Here is a 16,183-nt window from a genome sequence, read left to right on the forward strand (position 1 = left end):
AGCCATTTAAATGCCAAATTACAGGTTAAAATCGTAAACATAAAATTACACATACGCTTTTAACGCCAGTCTACGCTCACACCAGGCACGCTATCCCGGCGCTGGCCGTTAGCTTAATTATCCTCGGGTGAATTGAGGGAAAGTTGCGTGGCTACATAAATCCTGGCAACAAAAAATGAATAAAAGTATGAATTCCAGCAGACTTAATTGAGCCTGCCTAAATTACTTTGAATATCGTGCTCTGTAAGATTTAGCTTAGGTCAAGACAGGGATATTTCTGACATAATGACGGCTTTGAGAAAGAATGGTATTCTGCCGGAAATTCATAAGGGCATCTATTTCCGGGGCGGTTTGGCGGATTCTGATGAGAAATACATTCTTGATCGCTTTGCTTCACCTCCCCCTGGCGCTAATGCTGTTCATTTTGGTGAACCCTGCAAGGGCAGGCTCGCTCACGGAAACAGATAAATCGGTACGTTCGATTGTTTCTGGTATTGTAAGCTACACCCGATGGCCAGCACTTTCCGGCCAGCCTAAGCTCTGTATTTATGCCTCTTCCCGTTACAGACAGGCGCTCAGCAGTGAAGATGTAAATAACCCGTTGCCCTATAGTCCTGTCATTGTGCATAGCGATCGGGAAGCACTCACAGCAAGGTGCGATGCCCTCTATTTCGGGAGCGAATCACCGGCAAAACAACAGGAAATAATAAATCAATATCAGGGCCAGGCGTTGCTATTAATGTCAGAGCAAAATCCTGAATGCGTTATTGGCAGCGCATTTTGTCTGATAATAGAGCACAACAAGGTCAGGTTTTCCGTAAATCTGGATGCGCTGACGCGCAGTGGCGTAAGAGTCAATCCGGATGTATTAATGCTCGCACGGAATAAGAAGCATGAATAAGGAAGTCACACCAACACCGCGTCCGACGTTTAAAAGAACGTTGCGGCGAATCAGCATGATAAGCGTCATTATAACGATGACGTTTATATGGTTGCTGCTGTGTTTCGCTTCCGTGGTGACATTAAAGCAATACGCGCAAAAAAACCTCGAACTCACCGGCGCCACCATGAGCCACAGCCTTGAGGCCTCTCTGGTATTCAACGATGCCGTGGCGGCAAATGAAACGCTGGCGACCCTCGGCAAGCAGGGGCAATTTGCCGTGGCGGAAGTGCTTAATGCACATCATAAACGGTTTGCCTGGTGGTCGTGGAACCCGGCGGATAATACCGACACGCTGGGCGCGCTGGTCAACCGGTGGTTGTTCCCTGTTCCTGTCGCACAGCCCATCATACATAACGGTAATGTGATTGGCGAAATTCGTCTGACCGCACGAGATAGCCTGATTAGCCACTTTATCTGGCTCTCATTTGCGGTCCTCACCGGCTGCATTCTTTTTGCCTCTGCCGTCGCATTGACCATCACCCGCTCGCTACATCATGGCATGGTTGTTGAAATGCAAAACATCACTGACGTTGTGCATGACGTCCGTACCAACCGCAACTTCTCTCGCCGGGTAACGGAAGGCCGCATTGAAGAGTTCCACCAGTTTGGTGAAGACTTCAACAGCCTGCTGGATGAAATGGAAGAGTGGCAGCTCAAGCTACAGGCGAAAAACGCTCAACTGTTGCGTACCGCCATGCACGATCCGCTCACGGGGCTTGCAAACCGCGCCGCGTTTCGCAACAACATTGCGGCCTTAATGAATGACGCTTCGGCAAAGACCAATTCTGCCCTGCTCTTCCTAGACGGTGATAACTTCAAGTTTATTAACGACACCTGGGGCCATGCCGCGGGCGACTGCGTACTGGTCGAAGCCGCAAAAAGGATGGTCGAATTTGGCGAAAAACGTCATCAGTCTTACCGTCTTGGCGGCGACGAGTTTGCCATGATCCTTTATGGCGTCCACACAGCGCGTGAGGTCGAATATATTTGCGCTGCGCTGTCGCAGCAATTTATCCGTCCGTTTGATCTGCATAACGGACACACAGCATCAATGTCACTCAGCATTGGCTTTGCTCTGGCGTGGGAAAATGCCTCCGTCGAGGCATTGCTTGAGCAAGCCGATCGCAATATGTACCTGGTCAAAAACCAGCGTTCGAAACCAATACCCTGAAAGGAAGACGATATGTTGAAGCGATACTTCGCGCCGTTGTTACTGGCATCTCTGGTTATGTCCGGGTGCCAGACGCCGGAGGGTAAATTCACACCAGAGCAAATCGCGGCCATGAAGTCCTACGGCTTTAACGAACTGAATGGCGACTGGTCCCTGGGCCTGTCGGATAAGATCCTGTTTGATAAAAATGACGCCAGACTGCGTCCGGAAAGTGAAACGCAGATCCAGACTATGGCCTCACGTCTGGCGGCAACCGGTCTGAATCACGCCCGGATGGACGGCCATACGGATAACTATGGCGAAGAGAGCTACAACGAAGCGCTTTCGTTAAAACGTGCCAATGTTGTAGCGGATGCCTGGGCGAAGGGCGCGAACATCCCGCGCAGCAACCTCACTACGCGGGGTTTAGGCAAAAAATACCCTCTCAGCAGCAACCGTACTGCGCAAGGGCGCGCTGAAAACCGCCGTGTTGCGGTAGTTATCAGCACGCCTTAAGGCTATTTAGCGGATGTGCCGGCGAGCGACACGCCTGAAGCCGCTCGCCAGCGCAGCCAGTCAATCACGATAAATACAGCCAGACTGACGCCCATTACCGGCAACGCCAGCCCCAGCAGGAGGCTTATCATGAACGTCACTCCCCTTCCCCACAGCGGCAATGCCAGCCAGCTTTGACAGAGCGTCTGTACCGGGTTCGCGGCTGACGTCGCAGGACGACGCATCCACCACATCCGGTATCCCCAGATAATCAGCACGCACAGCGCAACGCCAAACGCGATGAGCAGCAGCTGATTTGCCAGACCAAACAGGATCCCCATATGGAAATCCACGCCCCAGCGGGTGAGTTTAGCCATCAGCGGGAAATCCCCAAAGCGAGTCCTGTCCAGCACCTTCAGAGAGTGGGGGTCCACGGCAACGGCATCAACCTGCGTCGGCCAGCGGCGATCGATTTCCGTCACCGTCCAGGCCTGGTCGACCCTGCTTGCCGGACGGATCTCAACGTTGTTAGCATCAATTCCTGACTGGCGGGCGGCCTGCAATACGCTGTCAAAAAGCGACAGTTCAACAGGCATTTCAGGCATCGACATTCCGCCGTGATGACCACGATGTTCGGCGTGTTCATCCATCATTTCCGGCGCACCGGAAAGGGTGGTGTTTACCTGCGGCGTCAGCCAGTTCATCTCTGCACGCAGCTTATCGACGTTGCCACCGGCCCATTGTGACCAGGTTAACCCGGTGACTGAGAACAGCAGCATTCCCGCCAGTAACGTCCAGCCTAAGATCACATGCAGGCGACGACGATTCTGGAAACGATTGTTAATACGGCGCTTCGGTCGGGTACAGAACCACAGCGCGATCCCGCCCAGGGCAGCAACCCACATCCACGAGGCGGCTAACTCGCTATAGAGGCGCCCGAGGTTGCCCAGCATCAGCGAGGTATGCAGATAATCGATAGTCTGACGCAGCGGTAAAATCCCGCTGGTGCCGTACACAGTCATATCCCCTCGAACCTCAAGGCTGGCGGGATCAATAAAAATAGCCCGATGCTCGGAGGGACCCAGCGCCGGGTCGGCAAACATCACGCGGGTCGTTTCGCCCTCTTCCAGCCCCGGACGAACGGCATGCAGACGCAGATCTGATTCTACGGCCTTTTCGGCCGCGGCAATCTGTGCAGCAAGAGGCTGCGCCTCACCCACGGCATCCGTGTGGAGTGCATGATGGTACAGCGCATTTTCAAGCTGCGGCGTGGCGACATACAGCGTACCGGTCAGCGCTGCGAAGAAAATAAACGGACCAACAAACAGCCCGATATAGAAATGGAGGCGACGCAGCAGGTTTCCCCATGCCGCGCGCGGAGTGCAGGTAGTCATACTTTTCCTTTTTAAGGCAAAAAGTGAGTGATTTTGTTTTAAAGGGAGAAAGCAGACCGACGCGGCGGCGCGCGGGTATCGGGGTAAAGCCAGGGGAAAAAGTGCCAGTGGCTGACCGCCTGACGAGGCGGCTTCATGCGCAGCCGCTGCAACACCACGCTGAGCAGAACGATAAGCGCCAGCATCACGCCCGGCACATGCGCTAACAGCACGCAGTAGCCGCAGGCTTCCGCATGGTCAACTGGCATGGAATGCGGCATATCCCCATGATGCTCGTCCATCGACATCATGCTCATGTCATGGTGCATACCCGGCATGGCGCTCATGGGATCTTTTTGCAGCGAGACGGAGATCAGCGGCGCCACGACGATCAGCAGGATCGCAAACAGCGCGGTCAATGCCGCTGCGCGTTTCCAGCTATGCTGATGCAGTACGTTATCCACTTACCCTCCACCCAAGAGGCGAACATTGTAAATGATTTATGACGGAAGGGTTAACGCGAGAGGTGCGATGGGATAAAAAAAGGGCCAGCCTTTCGGCCAGCCCTTTCTGACAGGATGTCGCTTAAGCGAATCTTAGTTCAGACGCTCTTTAATACGAGCAGACTTACCAGTACGCTCACGCAGGTAGTACAGTTTAGCTTTACGTACAGCACCACGACGTTTAACAGCAATGCTGTCAACTACCGGAGAGTGAGTCTGGAAGACACGCTCAACGCCTTCGCCGTTGGAAATTTTACGAACAGTGAATGCAGAGTGCAGACCGCGGTTACGAATAGCGATAACCACGCCCTCGAATGCCTGCAGACGTTTTTTGGAACCTTCAACAACCCATACTTTCACTTCCACGGTGTCACCTGGACGGAAGGAAGGTACGTCCTGCTTCATCTGCTCTTGTTCAAGTTGCTTAATAATGTTGCTCATAATTTAATCTCTTATCCTGGGTAAACTGATATTCGGGAGCGTATTACGCTTTCCCATCATGTTCATGCTGCTGGTGCGCGTGTTCAGTTTTGAACTCGGCCAGCAACTTTGCTTGCTCTTCAGTCAGAGCCAGGTTTTCCAGAAGTTCAGGTCTTCTAAGCCAGGTTCGGCCCAGCGACTGCTTCAAACGCCAGCGACGTATCTCGGCATGGTTTCCAGACAGTAACACTGCCGGGACTTCCATCCCTTCTAACACTTCAGGACGAGTATAGTGTGGACAGTCCAGCAATCCATCGGCAAAGGAATCTTCCGTTGCCGAAGCTTCATGGCCCAGAACCCCCGGAATAAACCGGGCGACGGAGTCAATCAGCGTCATTGCTGGTAGCTCACCACCGCTGAGAACGTAATCGCCGATAGACCATTCTTCGTCAATCTCGGTTTGAATTACGCGCTCATCTATCCCTTCGTAGCGACCACAGACCAGAATCAGCTTTTGATTCGTCGCCAGTTCGCTCACGCCCGCTTGATCAAGCTTGCGTCCCTGAGGTGACAGATAAATCACCTTCGCGCCTTCACCTGCCGCGGCTTTTGCTGTGTGAATGGCGTCCCGTAAGGGTTGCACCATCATCAACATCCCCGGTCCGCCGCCGTAAGGACGATCGTCCACGGTACGGTGCCGGTCATGCGTGAAGTCACGAGGACTCCAGCTCTGGATGCTCAGCAGGCCATTCTTAACTGCCCGGCCAGTTACCCCGTAATCGGTAATCGCGCGGAACATTTCAGGAAACAGGCTAATTATGCCAATCCACATAGCGCCGTCTTTTACCGTTTATCCGGAGAATTTAAAAACCAGGATCCCAATCTACTTCAATGGTTTGAGTAGTGAGATCGACTTTCTTGATAACCTGTCCATCGAGGAACGGGACCAACCGCTCCTTGATGCCAAATGCATCTTTCAGGTTTGCCTTAATGACGAGAACGTCATTTGACCCGGTTTCCATCATGTCGATGACTTTCCCCAGGCTGTAGCCTTCAGTGGTCACTACCTGGCAACCCATAAGGTCTTTCCAGTAGTAGTCACCCTCTTCCAGTTGCGGCAACTGCGACGAATCCACGACAATTTCACAATTAGTCAGCGCATTCGCGGCATCTCGATCGTCAATGCCTTTCAGCTTGATGATGATGTCCTGATTGTGGTGACGCCAGCTTTCCAGCTCGACCTCTTCCCACTTACCGGCTTTCTGGATAAACCAGGGCTGGTAATCAAAAATGCTATCAGCGTCTTCAGTGGAGGAAAACACTCTGAGCCAACCACGGATACCGTAGCAAGAACCCATTTTTCCCAATACGATCGGTTCAACAGGTGCTTTATTGCTCATCATGACCACCGTGACAGATTAAGCTGCTTTGTTTGCTGCTTTGATCAGCGTAGCAACGCGATCGGAAACAGTAGCGCCCTGGCCAACCCAGTGAGCGATACGATCCAGATCCAGACGAGTTTCTTCTTCTGCGCCAGAGGCCAGTGGGTTGAAGAAACCAACGCGCTCAATGAAGCGACCGTTGCGTGCATTACGGCTGTCAGTCACAACAACCTGGTAGAACGGACGCTTTTTAGCGCCGTGACGTGCTAAACGAATAGTTACCATAACATCCTCTTGTGTGAATAAAACAACCGGGCCCCATCGAGGAACGGAGCCCGGGTGTCATATTAAAAGCCCGAAAATTTTACTCATTTTCGGGCAAAAAGCAATCTCAAAAGCGATTATCGCCCAGGAAAACCGGGCGGCATCATGCCTTTCATGCCGCGCATCATCTTCGCCATGCCGCCTTTCTTCATTTTCTTCATCATGCGCTGCATGTCGTCGAACTGTTTCAGAAGGCGGTTAACGTCCTGGACCTGCATGCCGCAACCGGCTGCGATACGGCGCTTGCGGGAACCTTTGATGATTTCTGGCTTCGCGCGCTCTTTCAGCGTCATCGAGTTGATGATTGCCTCCATACGCACCAGCACTTTGTCATCCATCTGGGATTTGACGTTGTCCGGGATCTGCCCCATACCCGGCAGTTTACCCATCAGGCTTGCCATACCGCCCATGTTTTTCATCTGACGCAGTTGCTCAAGGAAGTCGGTCAGATCGAAACCGTCACCTTTTTTCAGCTTGCTGGCGAGTTTTTCAGCCTGCGCGCGGTCAACCTTGCTTTCGATATCTTCGATCAGCGACAGCACGTCGCCCATGCCGAGGATACGGGAGGCAATACGATCCGGGTGGAACGGCTCCAGCGCTTCGGTTTTCTCGCCCACGCCGAGGAACTTAATTGGCTTACCGGTGATATGACGAATAGACAGCGCCGCACCGCCGCGAGCGTCGCCGTCGACTTTGGTCAGCACCACGCCGGTTAACGGCAGGGCTTCGTTAAACGCTTTCGCGGTGTTCGCCGCATCCTGACCGGTCATGGCGTCGACAACAAACAGGGTCTCTACCGGATTGATAGAAGCATGAACCTGCTTGATTTCGTCCATCATCGCTTCGTCAACGTGCAGTCGACCGGCGGTATCCACCAGCAGCACGTCGTAGAATTTCAGCTTCGCCTCTTTCAGCGCCGCGTTAACGATGTCAACAGGCTTCTGCGCCACGTCGGACGGGAAGAAGTCTACGCCAACCTGCTCGGCCAGCGTTTCCAGCTGTTTGATCGCCGCCGGGCGATACACGTCCGCCGAAACCACCAGCACTTTTTTCTTGTGCTTTTCGCGCAGGAATTTCCCCAGCTTACCGACGCTGGTGGTTTTACCCGCACCTTGCAGACCCGCCATCAGCACGACGGCCGGTGGCTGAGCCGCCAGGTTAAGCACCTGATTCTCTTCGCCCATCGCCGAAACCAGCTCGTTACGGACGATTTTGACGAACTCCTGACCCGGAGTCAGGCTCTTGTTAACTTCATGACCAACCGCTTTCTCTTTCACGCGGTTGATAAAATCACGCACGACCGGCAACGCAACGTCTGCTTCCAGCAGCGCCATGCGCACTTCGCGCAGCGTTTCCTTGATGTTCTCTTCGGTGAGGCGTCCACGGCCGCTGATGTTGCGCAGCGTGCGCGACAAACGATCGGTTAAATTATCAAACATTGTCTCTCGCCTGGGGTAGAAACGTTAGGTCGCCTGGGCGACACATACACAGAATTTTGCCGGAGTATAACATGAAGGCGCCTTTGTTGTTATGCAACGGTTGGAGCAGGCGTCACGTAACGTTATACTGCTTCTCTTTCTTATTAAGACAACTGTCGACGCCTATATGCCTGTTTTCGCACTGATCGCCCTTGTTGCCTACTCTGTCAGCCTCGCGCTGATCATTCCTGGCCTGCTGCAAAAAAACAGCGGCTGGCGGCGCATGGCTATTCTTTCGGCAGTGATCGCACTGATTAGCCATGCGTTTGCGCTGGAATCACGCATCATTCCCGGCGACGGCAGCGTGCAAAATCTGAGCGTGCTGAACGTCGGCTCGCTGGTCAGCCTGATGATCTGTACGGTCATGACCATTGTCGCGTCTAAAAATCGTGGCTGGCTGCTGCTGCCGATAGTCTACGCCTTTGCGCTGATCAACCTGGCGTTAGCCACGTTCATGCCCAATGAGTTTATTACTCACTTGGAAGCCACGCCGGGGATGCTGGTGCATATTGGCCTGTCGCTGTTCTCCTACGCGACGCTGATCATCGCCGCCCTTTACGCCATGCAGCTCGCCTGGATCGACTACCAGCTGAAAAATAAAAAGCTGGCGTTTAACCATGAAATGCCGCCGCTGATGGTGATTGAGCGTAAGATGTTCCACATCACCCAGGTCGGCGTGGTTTTGCTGACGCTGACGCTGTGCACGGGCTTGTTTTATATGAAGAACCTGTTCAGCGTGGAGAATATCGATAAAGCGGTCCTCTCCATCATCGCGTGGTTTGTCTATATTGTCCTGTTATGGGGCCATTATCATGAAGGCTGGCGCGGTCGTCGCGTGGTCTGGTTTAACGTTGCGGGTGCGGGCATTCTCACGCTTGCCTATTTTGGTAGCCGCTTCATACAGCAATTTGCTGGCTAAGTAACAAAAGGAGTTCCCCCTGGAACACATCTCTACCACCACGCTGATCGTCATTCTGGTCATCATGGTGGTCATCTCCGCTTATTTCTCTGGCTCTGAAACCGGCATGATGACGCTGAACCGCTACCGGTTACGTCATCGCGCCAAGCAGGGTAACCGTGCCGCGCGTCGTGTCGAAAAGCTTCTGCGTAAGCCGGACCGTCTGATTAGCCTGGTGCTTATCGGTAACAACCTGGTCAATATTCTCGCCTCTGCACTGGGCACCATCGTCGGGATGCGTCTGTACGGCAACGCAGGCGTGGCGATTGCCACAGGTGTGCTCACGTTTGTGGTACTGGTGTTTGCGGAAGTGCTGCCCAAAACCATCGCGGCGCTTTACCCGGAAAAAGTCGCCTACCCGAGCAGTTTCCTGTTAGCACCGCTGCTTATTCTGATGATGCCGCTGGTCTGGCTGCTGAATATGGTGACACGGGTGCTGATGCGCATGGTTGGTATAAAGGCAGACGTCACCATCAGTAGCGCGCTCAGCAAAGACGAACTGCGTACCATCGTGAACGAATCCCGCTCGCAGATCTCCCGTCGCAATCAGGACATGCTCCTGTCGGTGCTGGATCTGGAAAAGGTCAGCGTTGACGACATCATGGTGCCGCGCAATGAAATCGTCGGGATTGATATTAACGACGACTGGAAGGCCATTGTCCGCCAGCTGACGCACTCCCCGCACGGGCGTATCGTCCTCTATCGCGATTCTCTCGACGATGCCATCAGCATGCTGCGTGTGCGCGAGGCCTATCGTCTGATGACTGAGAAAAACGAGTTCACCAAAGAGGTGATGCTGCGCGCCGCCGACGAAATTTACTACGTGCCGGAAGGCACCCCACTCAGCACGCAGCTGGTGAAGTTCCAGCGAAACAAGAAGAAAGTCGGTCTGGTGGTGGATGAATACGGCGACATACAGGGACTGGTGACGGTCGAAGATATTCTGGAAGAGATTGTCGGGGACTTTACCACGTCAATGTCGCCTTCCCTTGCAGAAGAAGTCACCCCGCAAAACGACGGGTCAGTGCTTATCGACGGCAGCGCCAACATTCGTGAAATCAATAAAGCGTTTAACTGGCATTTGCCGGAAGACGAAGCGCGGACGATGAACGGAATGATCCTGGAAGCGCTGGAAGAGATCCCGGCGGCAGGCACGCGCGTGCGCATTGAGCAGTATGATATTGATATTCTGGACGTTCAGGACAATATGATTAAGCAGGTGAAGGTCCTGCCCGTTAAACCTTTACGCGAAAGTATCGCCGAGTAATGTTGTAGGCCGGGTAAGGCGAAGCCGCCACCCGGCACTACGGGTCGGCAAATTACGCTTTCGCTTTCGCCACGGTCACCATCGCAGCGCGAATAGTACGACCGTTCAGGGTATACCCTTTCTGCATCACGCCCAGCACGTTACCCGCGGCAACGTCTTCGGATTCCACCATCGCAATGGCCTGGTGAACGTTTGGATCCAGTGGTACATCCGTATCGGCAATCACTTCAACACCGAACTTACGCACCACATCCAGCATGGATTTCAGCGTCAGCTCGATGCCTTCAATCATCGCCGCATTATCCGGATTAGCTTTATCCGCCACTTCCAGCGCGCGATCCAGGCTGTCGATCACCGGAAGCAGTTCGTTGACGAATTTCTCCAGCGCAAATTTGTGCGCCTTTTCAACGTCCAGCTCGGTACGACGGCGCAGGTTTTCCATTTCCGCTTTGATACGCAGTACGCCATCGCGTTCGCGATTCTGCGCTTCTACCAACTGAGCTTCCAGATTGGCAATTTTTTCATCGCGCGGGTCCACCTGCTCAGCAGACGTGTCTGGCTCTACTGCCTCAACTTCATCGTGCTGTTCCGTGATAATTTCTTCAGGGGCTTGCCCCTCAGGCGTTTTCTGTTCTTTACTACTCATGAATTTCTCCGCGTTTTTCTGCATTCATCTCGCTAACTTCGCTTATTATGGGGATCAGTTTCCTGGATTCAAGGGAACAAGGCAGATTGTCATCATTCATCAGGCACAAGGACCTCCAGAAAATGAATAATCATTTCAGGTGTATTGGGATCGTCGGCCATCCGCGTCACCCTACCGCATTGACGACACATGAAATGTTGTATCGCTGGCTGTGTGGTAAAGGCTATGAAGTGATGGTCGAGCAGCAGATCGCCCAGGAGTTGCAGCTTAAAAGCGTCAGAACCGGCACGCTGGCGGAAATTGGCCAGCAGGCGGATCTCGCCGTGGTGGTCGGCGGCGACGGCAATATGCTGGGCGCGGCGCGAACGCTGGCTCGCTATGATATTAAGGTTATTGGTATTAACCGTGGCAATCTTGGTTTCCTGACCGACCTCGACCCGGACAATGCGCAACAGCAGCTGGCGGACGTGCTGGAAGGTCACTATATCAGTGAAAAACGGTTTTTACTTGAAGCCCAGGTCTGCCAGCAGGATTGCCAGAAGCGCATCAGCACCGCTATTAACGAGGTGGTTCTCCACCCTGGTAAAGTGGCGCACATGATCGAGTTCGAAGTCTATATCGACGAAATCTTCGCTTTCTCGCAGCGCTCTGACGGGCTGATTATTTCAACCCCGACGGGGTCAACTGCCTACTCGCTTTCAGCCGGAGGCCCAATCCTGACGCCCTCGCTGGATGCGATCACCCTGGTGCCGATGTTCCCGCATACGCTCTCGGCGCGTCCGCTGGTGATCAACGGCGACAGCACCATCCGCCTGCGTTTTTCCCATCGCCGCAGCGACCTGGAGATCAGCTGCGACAGCCAGATTGCGCTTCCCATTCAGGAAGGAGAAGATGTCCTCATTCGCCGCTGCGATTATCACCTGAACCTTATCCATCCAAAAGATTACAGTTATTTCAATACATTAAGCTCAAAACTCGGCTGGTCAAAAAAATTGTTCTGATTTTACATCCAGCGCTTTACTGTATATAAAACCAGTTTATACTGTATACAAACACAGTTATGGTTTTTCATACAGGAAAACAATTATGCTGGCACAACTGACCATCAGCAACTTTGCCATTGTTCGTGAGCTTGAGATCGACTTCCATAGTGGAATGACGGCGATTACCGGTGAAACCGGTGCAGGTAAATCCATTGCCATTGATGCCCTCGGCTTGTGCCTCGGCGGTCGTGCAGAGGGTGATATGGTGCGCACAGGTGCGGCCCGTGCCGATCTCTGCGCCCGCTTCTCGTTAAAAGACACGCCTGCCGCCCTGCGCTGGCTGGAAGCGAACCAGCTGGAAGATGGACGTGAGTGTTTACTTCGTCGCGTTATCAGCAGTGACGGCCGCTCCCGCGGTTTTATCAATGGTACAGCGGTTCCTCTTTCCCAGCTTCGCGAGCTGGGCCAGCTGCTCATCCAGATCCATGGTCAGCACGCGCACCAGCAGCTAATCAAACCCGAACAGCAGAAAGCCCTGCTCGATGGCTACGCGGGTGAGTACGCGCTTACTCAACTCATGGCGGAGCACTATCGTCAGTGGCATCAAAGCTGCCGCGAACTTGCGCAGCATCAACAGCAAAGCCAGGAGCGTACCGCGCGCGCCGAGCTGCTGGAATATCAGTTGAAAGAGCTGAACGAATTTAACCCTCAGGCGGGTGAATTTGAGCAAATCGACGAGGAGTACAAGCGTCTGGCCAACAGTGGTCAGCTGCTTTCCATCAGCCAGAATGCCCTGAACATGCTGGCGGATGGCGAAGACGTGAATTTGCAGAGCCAGCTGTATACCGTGCGTCAGCTTGTTACCGAACTGACCGGCATGGACAATAAGCTTTCTGGCGTATTGGAAATGCTGGAAGAAGCCGCGATTCAGATTTCAGAAGCCGGGGATGAGCTGCGCCACTACTGTGAACGTCTGGATCTCGACCCGAACCGTCTGTTCGAGCTTGAGCAACGCATCTCCCGTCAGATTTCACTGGCGCGTAAGCATCACGTTACCCCGGAAGAGCTGCCGAATTACTATCAGTCTCTGCTGGAGGAACAGCAGCAGCTGGACGATCAGGCCGATTCCCTCGAAACCTTGTCTCTGGCGGTTAATCTGCATCATCAGCAGGCGCTGGAAACGGCGAAACGGCTGCACGACGTGCGACAGCACTATGCTCTGGAGCTTAGCCAGCATATTACCGACAGCATGCATACGCTGGCGATGCCGCATGGGGTGTTCACTATTGATGTTCGCTTTGAAGAGCATCACCTGACGGCGGAAGGCGCAGACCGCGTAGAATTCCGCGTCACCACCAACCCGGGCCAGCCTTTACAGGCGATTTCGAAAGTGGCTTCTGGCGGTGAACTGTCGCGTATCGCCCTGGCCATTCAGGTGATTACCGCCCGTAAAATGGAAACCCCGGCGTTGATTTTCGATGAAGTGGATGTGGGTATCAGCGGCCCGACCGCGGCCGTTGTCGGCAAACTGCTGCGTCAGTTGGGTGAATCGACGCAGGTTATGTGTGTGACTCACCTGCCGCAGGTCGCCGGCTGTGGTCATCACCACTTTATTGTTAGCAAGGAAACCGATGGCGAAATGACGGAAACGCACATGAAGCCGCTGGATAAACGCTCACGCTTGCAGGAGCTGGCACGCCTGCTGGGGGGCAGTGAAGTCACCCGTAATACGCTCGCGAATGCGAAAGAACTGCTGGCGGCATAAACTTTTTCGGGATCTTAGGGTCATACAGAACAACAAAAACGCCGCCAGACCAGTTTCAAAGTGGGGCAAGGTCTATTATCATCGGCATATTACATATGAGCCGCGTACTGCTCGGGCCCGAAAAGGAATCAAATCACTATGCGCTGTAAAACGCTGACCGCTGCCGCAGCGGTTCTTCTGATGTTGACCGCAGGCTGTTCCACTCTGGAGAAAGTGGTTTACCGTCCTGACATCAACCAGGGGAACTACCTTACTCCTAACGATGTGTCCAAAATCCGCGTAGGTATGACACAACAGCAGGTCGCTTATGCCCTGGGAACCCCGATGATGTCTGATCCGTTCGGCACAAATACGTGGTTCTATGTATTCCGCCAGCAGCCTGGTCATGAAGATGTGACCCAGCAAACCCTGACGCTGACCTTCAGCAGTGCCGGCGTGCTGACCAACATCGACAACAAGCCTGCCCTGACCAAATAATCAGGCGCCAGCAACGCAAAAAGGTGCTCAATGAGCACCTTTTTTGTGTATGTTTATTTGGCTACTTACCGGATTTCTCTGCTCGCTGACGGCGCAACTCTTTCGGGTCGGCAATCAGCGGACGATAGATTTCAACCCTGTCGCCCTCTTTCAGCACATCACCGAGCTTAACCGGACGGCTATAAATGCCGACTTTATTCTTCGCCAGGTCAATATCACGGCGAAGTTCAAGGATGCCGGAGGCCCGGATAGCCGCCTCAACGGTGGCGCCCTCTTCAAGCGTCACGCGCTGCAAATACTGCTTCTCCGGCAGCGCATACACCACCTCAACAGCAATCTTATGCGACACTGTAAACCTCTTTGGCGCGCGTGGTGAACGCCTGAACCATATTCGAGGCCAGCTCTTTAAAGATTCGGCCAAACGCCAGTTCGATCAGCTTATTGGTAAATTCAAAATCCAGATGAAACTCAATGCGGCAGGCGTCAGCGCTCAGTGGCGTAAACTTCCACCCTCCCATCAGTTTTTTAAACGGACCATCCACCAGATGCATCAAAATACTCTGATTGCTCGTCAGGGTATTGCGCGTGGTGAACGTTTTGCTGATCCCCGCTTTGGAGACATCCACGGCCGCAGTCATCTGAGTCGGGCCGGATTCCAGCACCCGGCTACCGGTGCATCCTGGAATAAATTCCGGATAGGACTGAACGTCGTTCACTAACTGATACATTTGTTCCGCGCTGTAGGGAACAAGCGCAGTACGGCTAATCTGAGGCATAGCATTTTCCATGGTCACACAACAGACAAATAATAACATTTATCACCTGTTAAAAAAACGCTAAGCCTTATCTCGTGCTAAGATAGCGCGTTAGACCTCACAGGACGCAATGAGGTGACTTTTTAAAATCAGATTACCGACGGCTTTACGACACTTATGACGAAGAAAAAAGCACATAAACCTGGTTCGGCGACCATTGCGCTCAACAAGCGTGCTCGCCACGAGTATTTCATCGAAGAAGAATTCGAGGCCGGCCTTGCGTTGCAGGGCTGGGAAGTAAAATCGCTGCGTGCCGGGAAAGCCAATATCGGCGACAGCTACGTGATCCTGAAAGACGGTGAGGCCTTCCTGTTCGGCGCGAACTTTACGCCGCTGACCGTCGCCTCTTCACATTACGTTTGCGATCCTACCCGCACCCGTAAGCTGCTGCTGAACAAGCGCGAGCTGGAATCCCTCTACGGACGCATCAACCGCGAAGGCTTCACCGTAGTTGCGCTCTCTTTGTACTGGAAAAACGCCTGGTGCAAAGTGAAAATCGGAGTGGCGAAAGGTAAGAAACAGCACGACAAGCGTACTGACCTGAAAGCACGCGAGTGGCAGCTCGACAAAGCACGTATCATGAAAAACGCAGGACGTTGATTCTGCGCGCTTATTGTACTATTCAATAAGTTAGCGTTTCGGGCTGGTATCGAGGAAGTGAAATCTGGTATACTGAGTTCAACACTATTGGGGCTGATTCTGGATTCGACGGGATTTGCGAAACCCAAGGTGCATGCCGAGGGGCGGTTTGCCTCGTTAAAAGCCGCAAAAAAATAGTCGCAAACGACGAAAACTACGCTTTAGCAGCTTAATAACCTGCTAAGAGCCCTCTCTCCCTAGCTTCCGCTCTTAAGACGGGGATCAAAGAGAGGTCAAACCCAAAAGAGATCGCGTGGAAACCCTGCCTGGGGTTGAAGCGTTAAAACTAATCAGGCTAGTTCGTTAGTGGCGTGTTTGTCCGCAGCTGGCGTGCGAATGTAAAGACAAACTAAGCATGTAGTACCGAGGATGTAGAAATTTCGGACGCGGGTTCAACTCCCGCCAGCTCCACCAAATAATGATCCGGATACGTCCGGTGAAGTACAGAAAGCCCGCACGGCACAAGCCCTGCGGGCTTTTTTGTGTCTGTCGTTGTCCGAATACATCCGGCTAAATCCAGAGAAAATTGGTACACGTTTAGGTACACGCTATACTGTTATCCATT

At 53.2% G+C, this 16,183-nt stretch carries 19 protein-coding genes and 1 other RNA gene; 10 read left to right on the forward strand and 10 right to left on the reverse strand.

Annotated elements, in window-relative coordinates:
• The first annotated feature begins 364 nt into the window (after positions 1 to 364).
• Genes L3069_RS17105 through L3069_RS17115 form a run of 3 tightly spaced genes read left to right on the forward strand, consistent with a single transcriptional unit; the run spans position 365 to position 2,609 of the window.
• Positions 365 to 901, forward strand: coding sequence for a YfiR family protein (locus L3069_RS17105; RefSeq protein WP_032622391.1), 537 nt, complete (start codon positions 365 to 367; stop codon positions 899 to 901).
• A complete protein-coding gene (gene dgcN, locus L3069_RS17110; protein ID WP_038416537.1) occupies positions 894 to 2,114 on the forward strand; it encodes a diguanylate cyclase DgcN in 1,221 nt (406 codons plus the stop codon). The genes L3069_RS17105 and dgcN overlap by 8 nt, the downstream gene beginning before the upstream one ends.
• Positions 2,115 to 2,126: 12 nt before the next feature.
• Positions 2,127 to 2,609, forward strand: a complete 483-nt coding sequence (locus L3069_RS17115; RefSeq protein WP_023298405.1) for an OmpA family protein — start codon at positions 2,127 to 2,129, stop codon at positions 2,607 to 2,609.
• A gap of 2 nt (positions 2,610 to 2,611) precedes the next feature.
• Here L3069_RS17115 and L3069_RS17120 read toward each other — a convergent pair whose 3' ends face one another.
• The 7 genes from L3069_RS17120 to ffh form a co-directional block, all read right to left on the reverse strand.
• Positions 2,612 to 3,982 (reverse strand): PepSY domain-containing protein, encoded by a 1,371-nt coding sequence (locus L3069_RS17120; RefSeq protein ID WP_038416538.1) that lies wholly within the window; start codon positions 3,980 to 3,982, stop codon positions 2,612 to 2,614.
• A 38-nt stretch (positions 3,983 to 4,020) separates the two neighbouring features.
• Complete coding sequence (locus L3069_RS17125; RefSeq protein WP_022649065.1) at positions 4,021 to 4,425, reverse strand: DUF2946 domain-containing protein; 405 nt, start codon at positions 4,423 to 4,425, stop codon at positions 4,021 to 4,023.
• Positions 4,426 to 4,557: 132 nt separating this feature from the next.
• Positions 4,558 to 4,905, reverse strand: coding sequence for a 50S ribosomal protein L19 (gene rplS / locus L3069_RS17130; RefSeq protein ID WP_002914145.1), 348 nt, complete (start codon positions 4,903 to 4,905; stop codon positions 4,558 to 4,560).
• A 43-nt stretch (positions 4,906 to 4,948) separates the two neighbouring features.
• A complete protein-coding gene (trmD, locus tag L3069_RS17135) occupies positions 4,949 to 5,716 on the reverse strand; it encodes a tRNA (guanosine(37)-N1)-methyltransferase TrmD (protein WP_003863138.1) in 768 nt (255 codons plus the stop codon).
• Between the two features lie 31 nt (positions 5,717 to 5,747).
• On the reverse strand, positions 5,748 to 6,287 hold the full coding sequence (rimM, locus tag L3069_RS17140) for a ribosome maturation factor RimM (RefSeq protein ID WP_003863136.1): 540 nt from the start codon (positions 6,285 to 6,287) through the stop codon (positions 5,748 to 5,750).
• 15 nt (positions 6,288 to 6,302) lie between these two features.
• A complete protein-coding gene (rpsP, locus tag L3069_RS17145) occupies positions 6,303 to 6,551 on the reverse strand; it encodes a 30S ribosomal protein S16 (RefSeq protein WP_022649067.1) in 249 nt (82 codons plus the stop codon).
• A gap of 116 nt (positions 6,552 to 6,667) precedes the next feature.
• Positions 6,668 to 8,029 (reverse strand): signal recognition particle protein, encoded by a 1,362-nt coding sequence (ffh, locus tag L3069_RS17150; RefSeq protein WP_003863132.1) that lies wholly within the window; start codon positions 8,027 to 8,029, stop codon positions 6,668 to 6,670.
• 166 nt (positions 8,030 to 8,195) lie between these two features.
• Here ffh and L3069_RS17155 point away from each other — a divergent pair, with 166 nt between their 5' ends.
• Together L3069_RS17155 and L3069_RS17160 are read left to right on the forward strand one after the other, a co-directional pair.
• Positions 8,196 to 8,987 carry an inner membrane protein YpjD gene (locus L3069_RS17155; protein ID WP_014832951.1) on the forward strand — a complete coding sequence of 264 codons (792 nt, stop codon included), beginning with the start codon at positions 8,196 to 8,198 and terminating at the stop codon, positions 8,985 to 8,987.
• 19 nt (positions 8,988 to 9,006) lie between these two features.
• Positions 9,007 to 10,293 carry an HlyC/CorC family transporter gene (locus L3069_RS17160; protein ID WP_026094274.1) on the forward strand — a complete coding sequence of 429 codons (1,287 nt, stop codon included), beginning with the start codon at positions 9,007 to 9,009 and terminating at the stop codon, positions 10,291 to 10,293.
• A gap of 52 nt (positions 10,294 to 10,345) precedes the next feature.
• On the opposite strand, the gene grpE is transcribed toward L3069_RS17160, so the two are convergent.
• Positions 10,346 to 10,939 (reverse strand): nucleotide exchange factor GrpE, encoded by a 594-nt coding sequence (gene grpE, locus L3069_RS17165; protein WP_003863126.1) that lies wholly within the window; start codon positions 10,937 to 10,939, stop codon positions 10,346 to 10,348.
• Between the two features lie 122 nt (positions 10,940 to 11,061).
• Between grpE and nadK the strand changes: the two genes are divergently transcribed.
• From nadK to bamE, 3 genes are all read left to right on the forward strand, one after another.
• Positions 11,062 to 11,940, forward strand: a complete 879-nt coding sequence (gene nadK / locus L3069_RS17170; RefSeq protein ID WP_022649070.1) for an NAD(+) kinase — start codon at positions 11,062 to 11,064, stop codon at positions 11,938 to 11,940.
• A gap of 85 nt (positions 11,941 to 12,025) precedes the next feature.
• A complete protein-coding gene (gene recN / locus L3069_RS17175) occupies positions 12,026 to 13,687 on the forward strand; it encodes a DNA repair protein RecN (RefSeq protein WP_022649071.1) in 1,662 nt (553 codons plus the stop codon).
• A gap of 138 nt (positions 13,688 to 13,825) precedes the next feature.
• Entirely contained in the window at positions 13,826 to 14,164 is a 339-nt protein-coding gene (gene bamE / locus L3069_RS17180; RefSeq protein ID WP_003863121.1) for an outer membrane protein assembly factor BamE, read from the forward strand.
• A 61-nt stretch (positions 14,165 to 14,225) separates the two neighbouring features.
• Here bamE and L3069_RS17185 read toward each other — a convergent pair whose 3' ends face one another.
• Positions 14,226 to 14,513, reverse strand: coding sequence for an RnfH family protein (locus L3069_RS17185; protein WP_003863119.1), 288 nt, complete (start codon positions 14,511 to 14,513; stop codon positions 14,226 to 14,228).
• Entirely contained in the window at positions 14,503 to 14,940 is a 438-nt protein-coding gene (locus tag L3069_RS17190; RefSeq protein ID WP_003863117.1) for a type II toxin-antitoxin system RatA family toxin, read from the reverse strand. The genes L3069_RS17185 and L3069_RS17190 overlap by 11 nt, the downstream gene beginning before the upstream one ends.
• Before the next feature lie 156 nt (positions 14,941 to 15,096).
• Between L3069_RS17190 and smpB the strand changes: the two genes are divergently transcribed.
• Both smpB and ssrA read left to right on the forward strand, forming a co-directional pair.
• Positions 15,097 to 15,579 carry an SsrA-binding protein SmpB gene (gene smpB / locus L3069_RS17195; protein WP_003863115.1) on the forward strand — a complete coding sequence of 161 codons (483 nt, stop codon included), beginning with the start codon at positions 15,097 to 15,099 and terminating at the stop codon, positions 15,577 to 15,579.
• Between the two features lie 89 nt (positions 15,580 to 15,668).
• Positions 15,669 to 16,032, forward strand: a transfer-messenger RNA (tmRNA) gene (gene ssrA / locus L3069_RS17200).
• The last annotated feature ends 151 nt before the right edge of the window (positions 16,033 to 16,183 follow it).

This window comes from Enterobacter cloacae complex sp. ECL411, assembly GCF_021869665.1.
GTDB classification, from domain to species: Bacteria; Pseudomonadota; Gammaproteobacteria; order Enterobacterales; family Enterobacteriaceae; genus Enterobacter; species Enterobacter intestinihominis.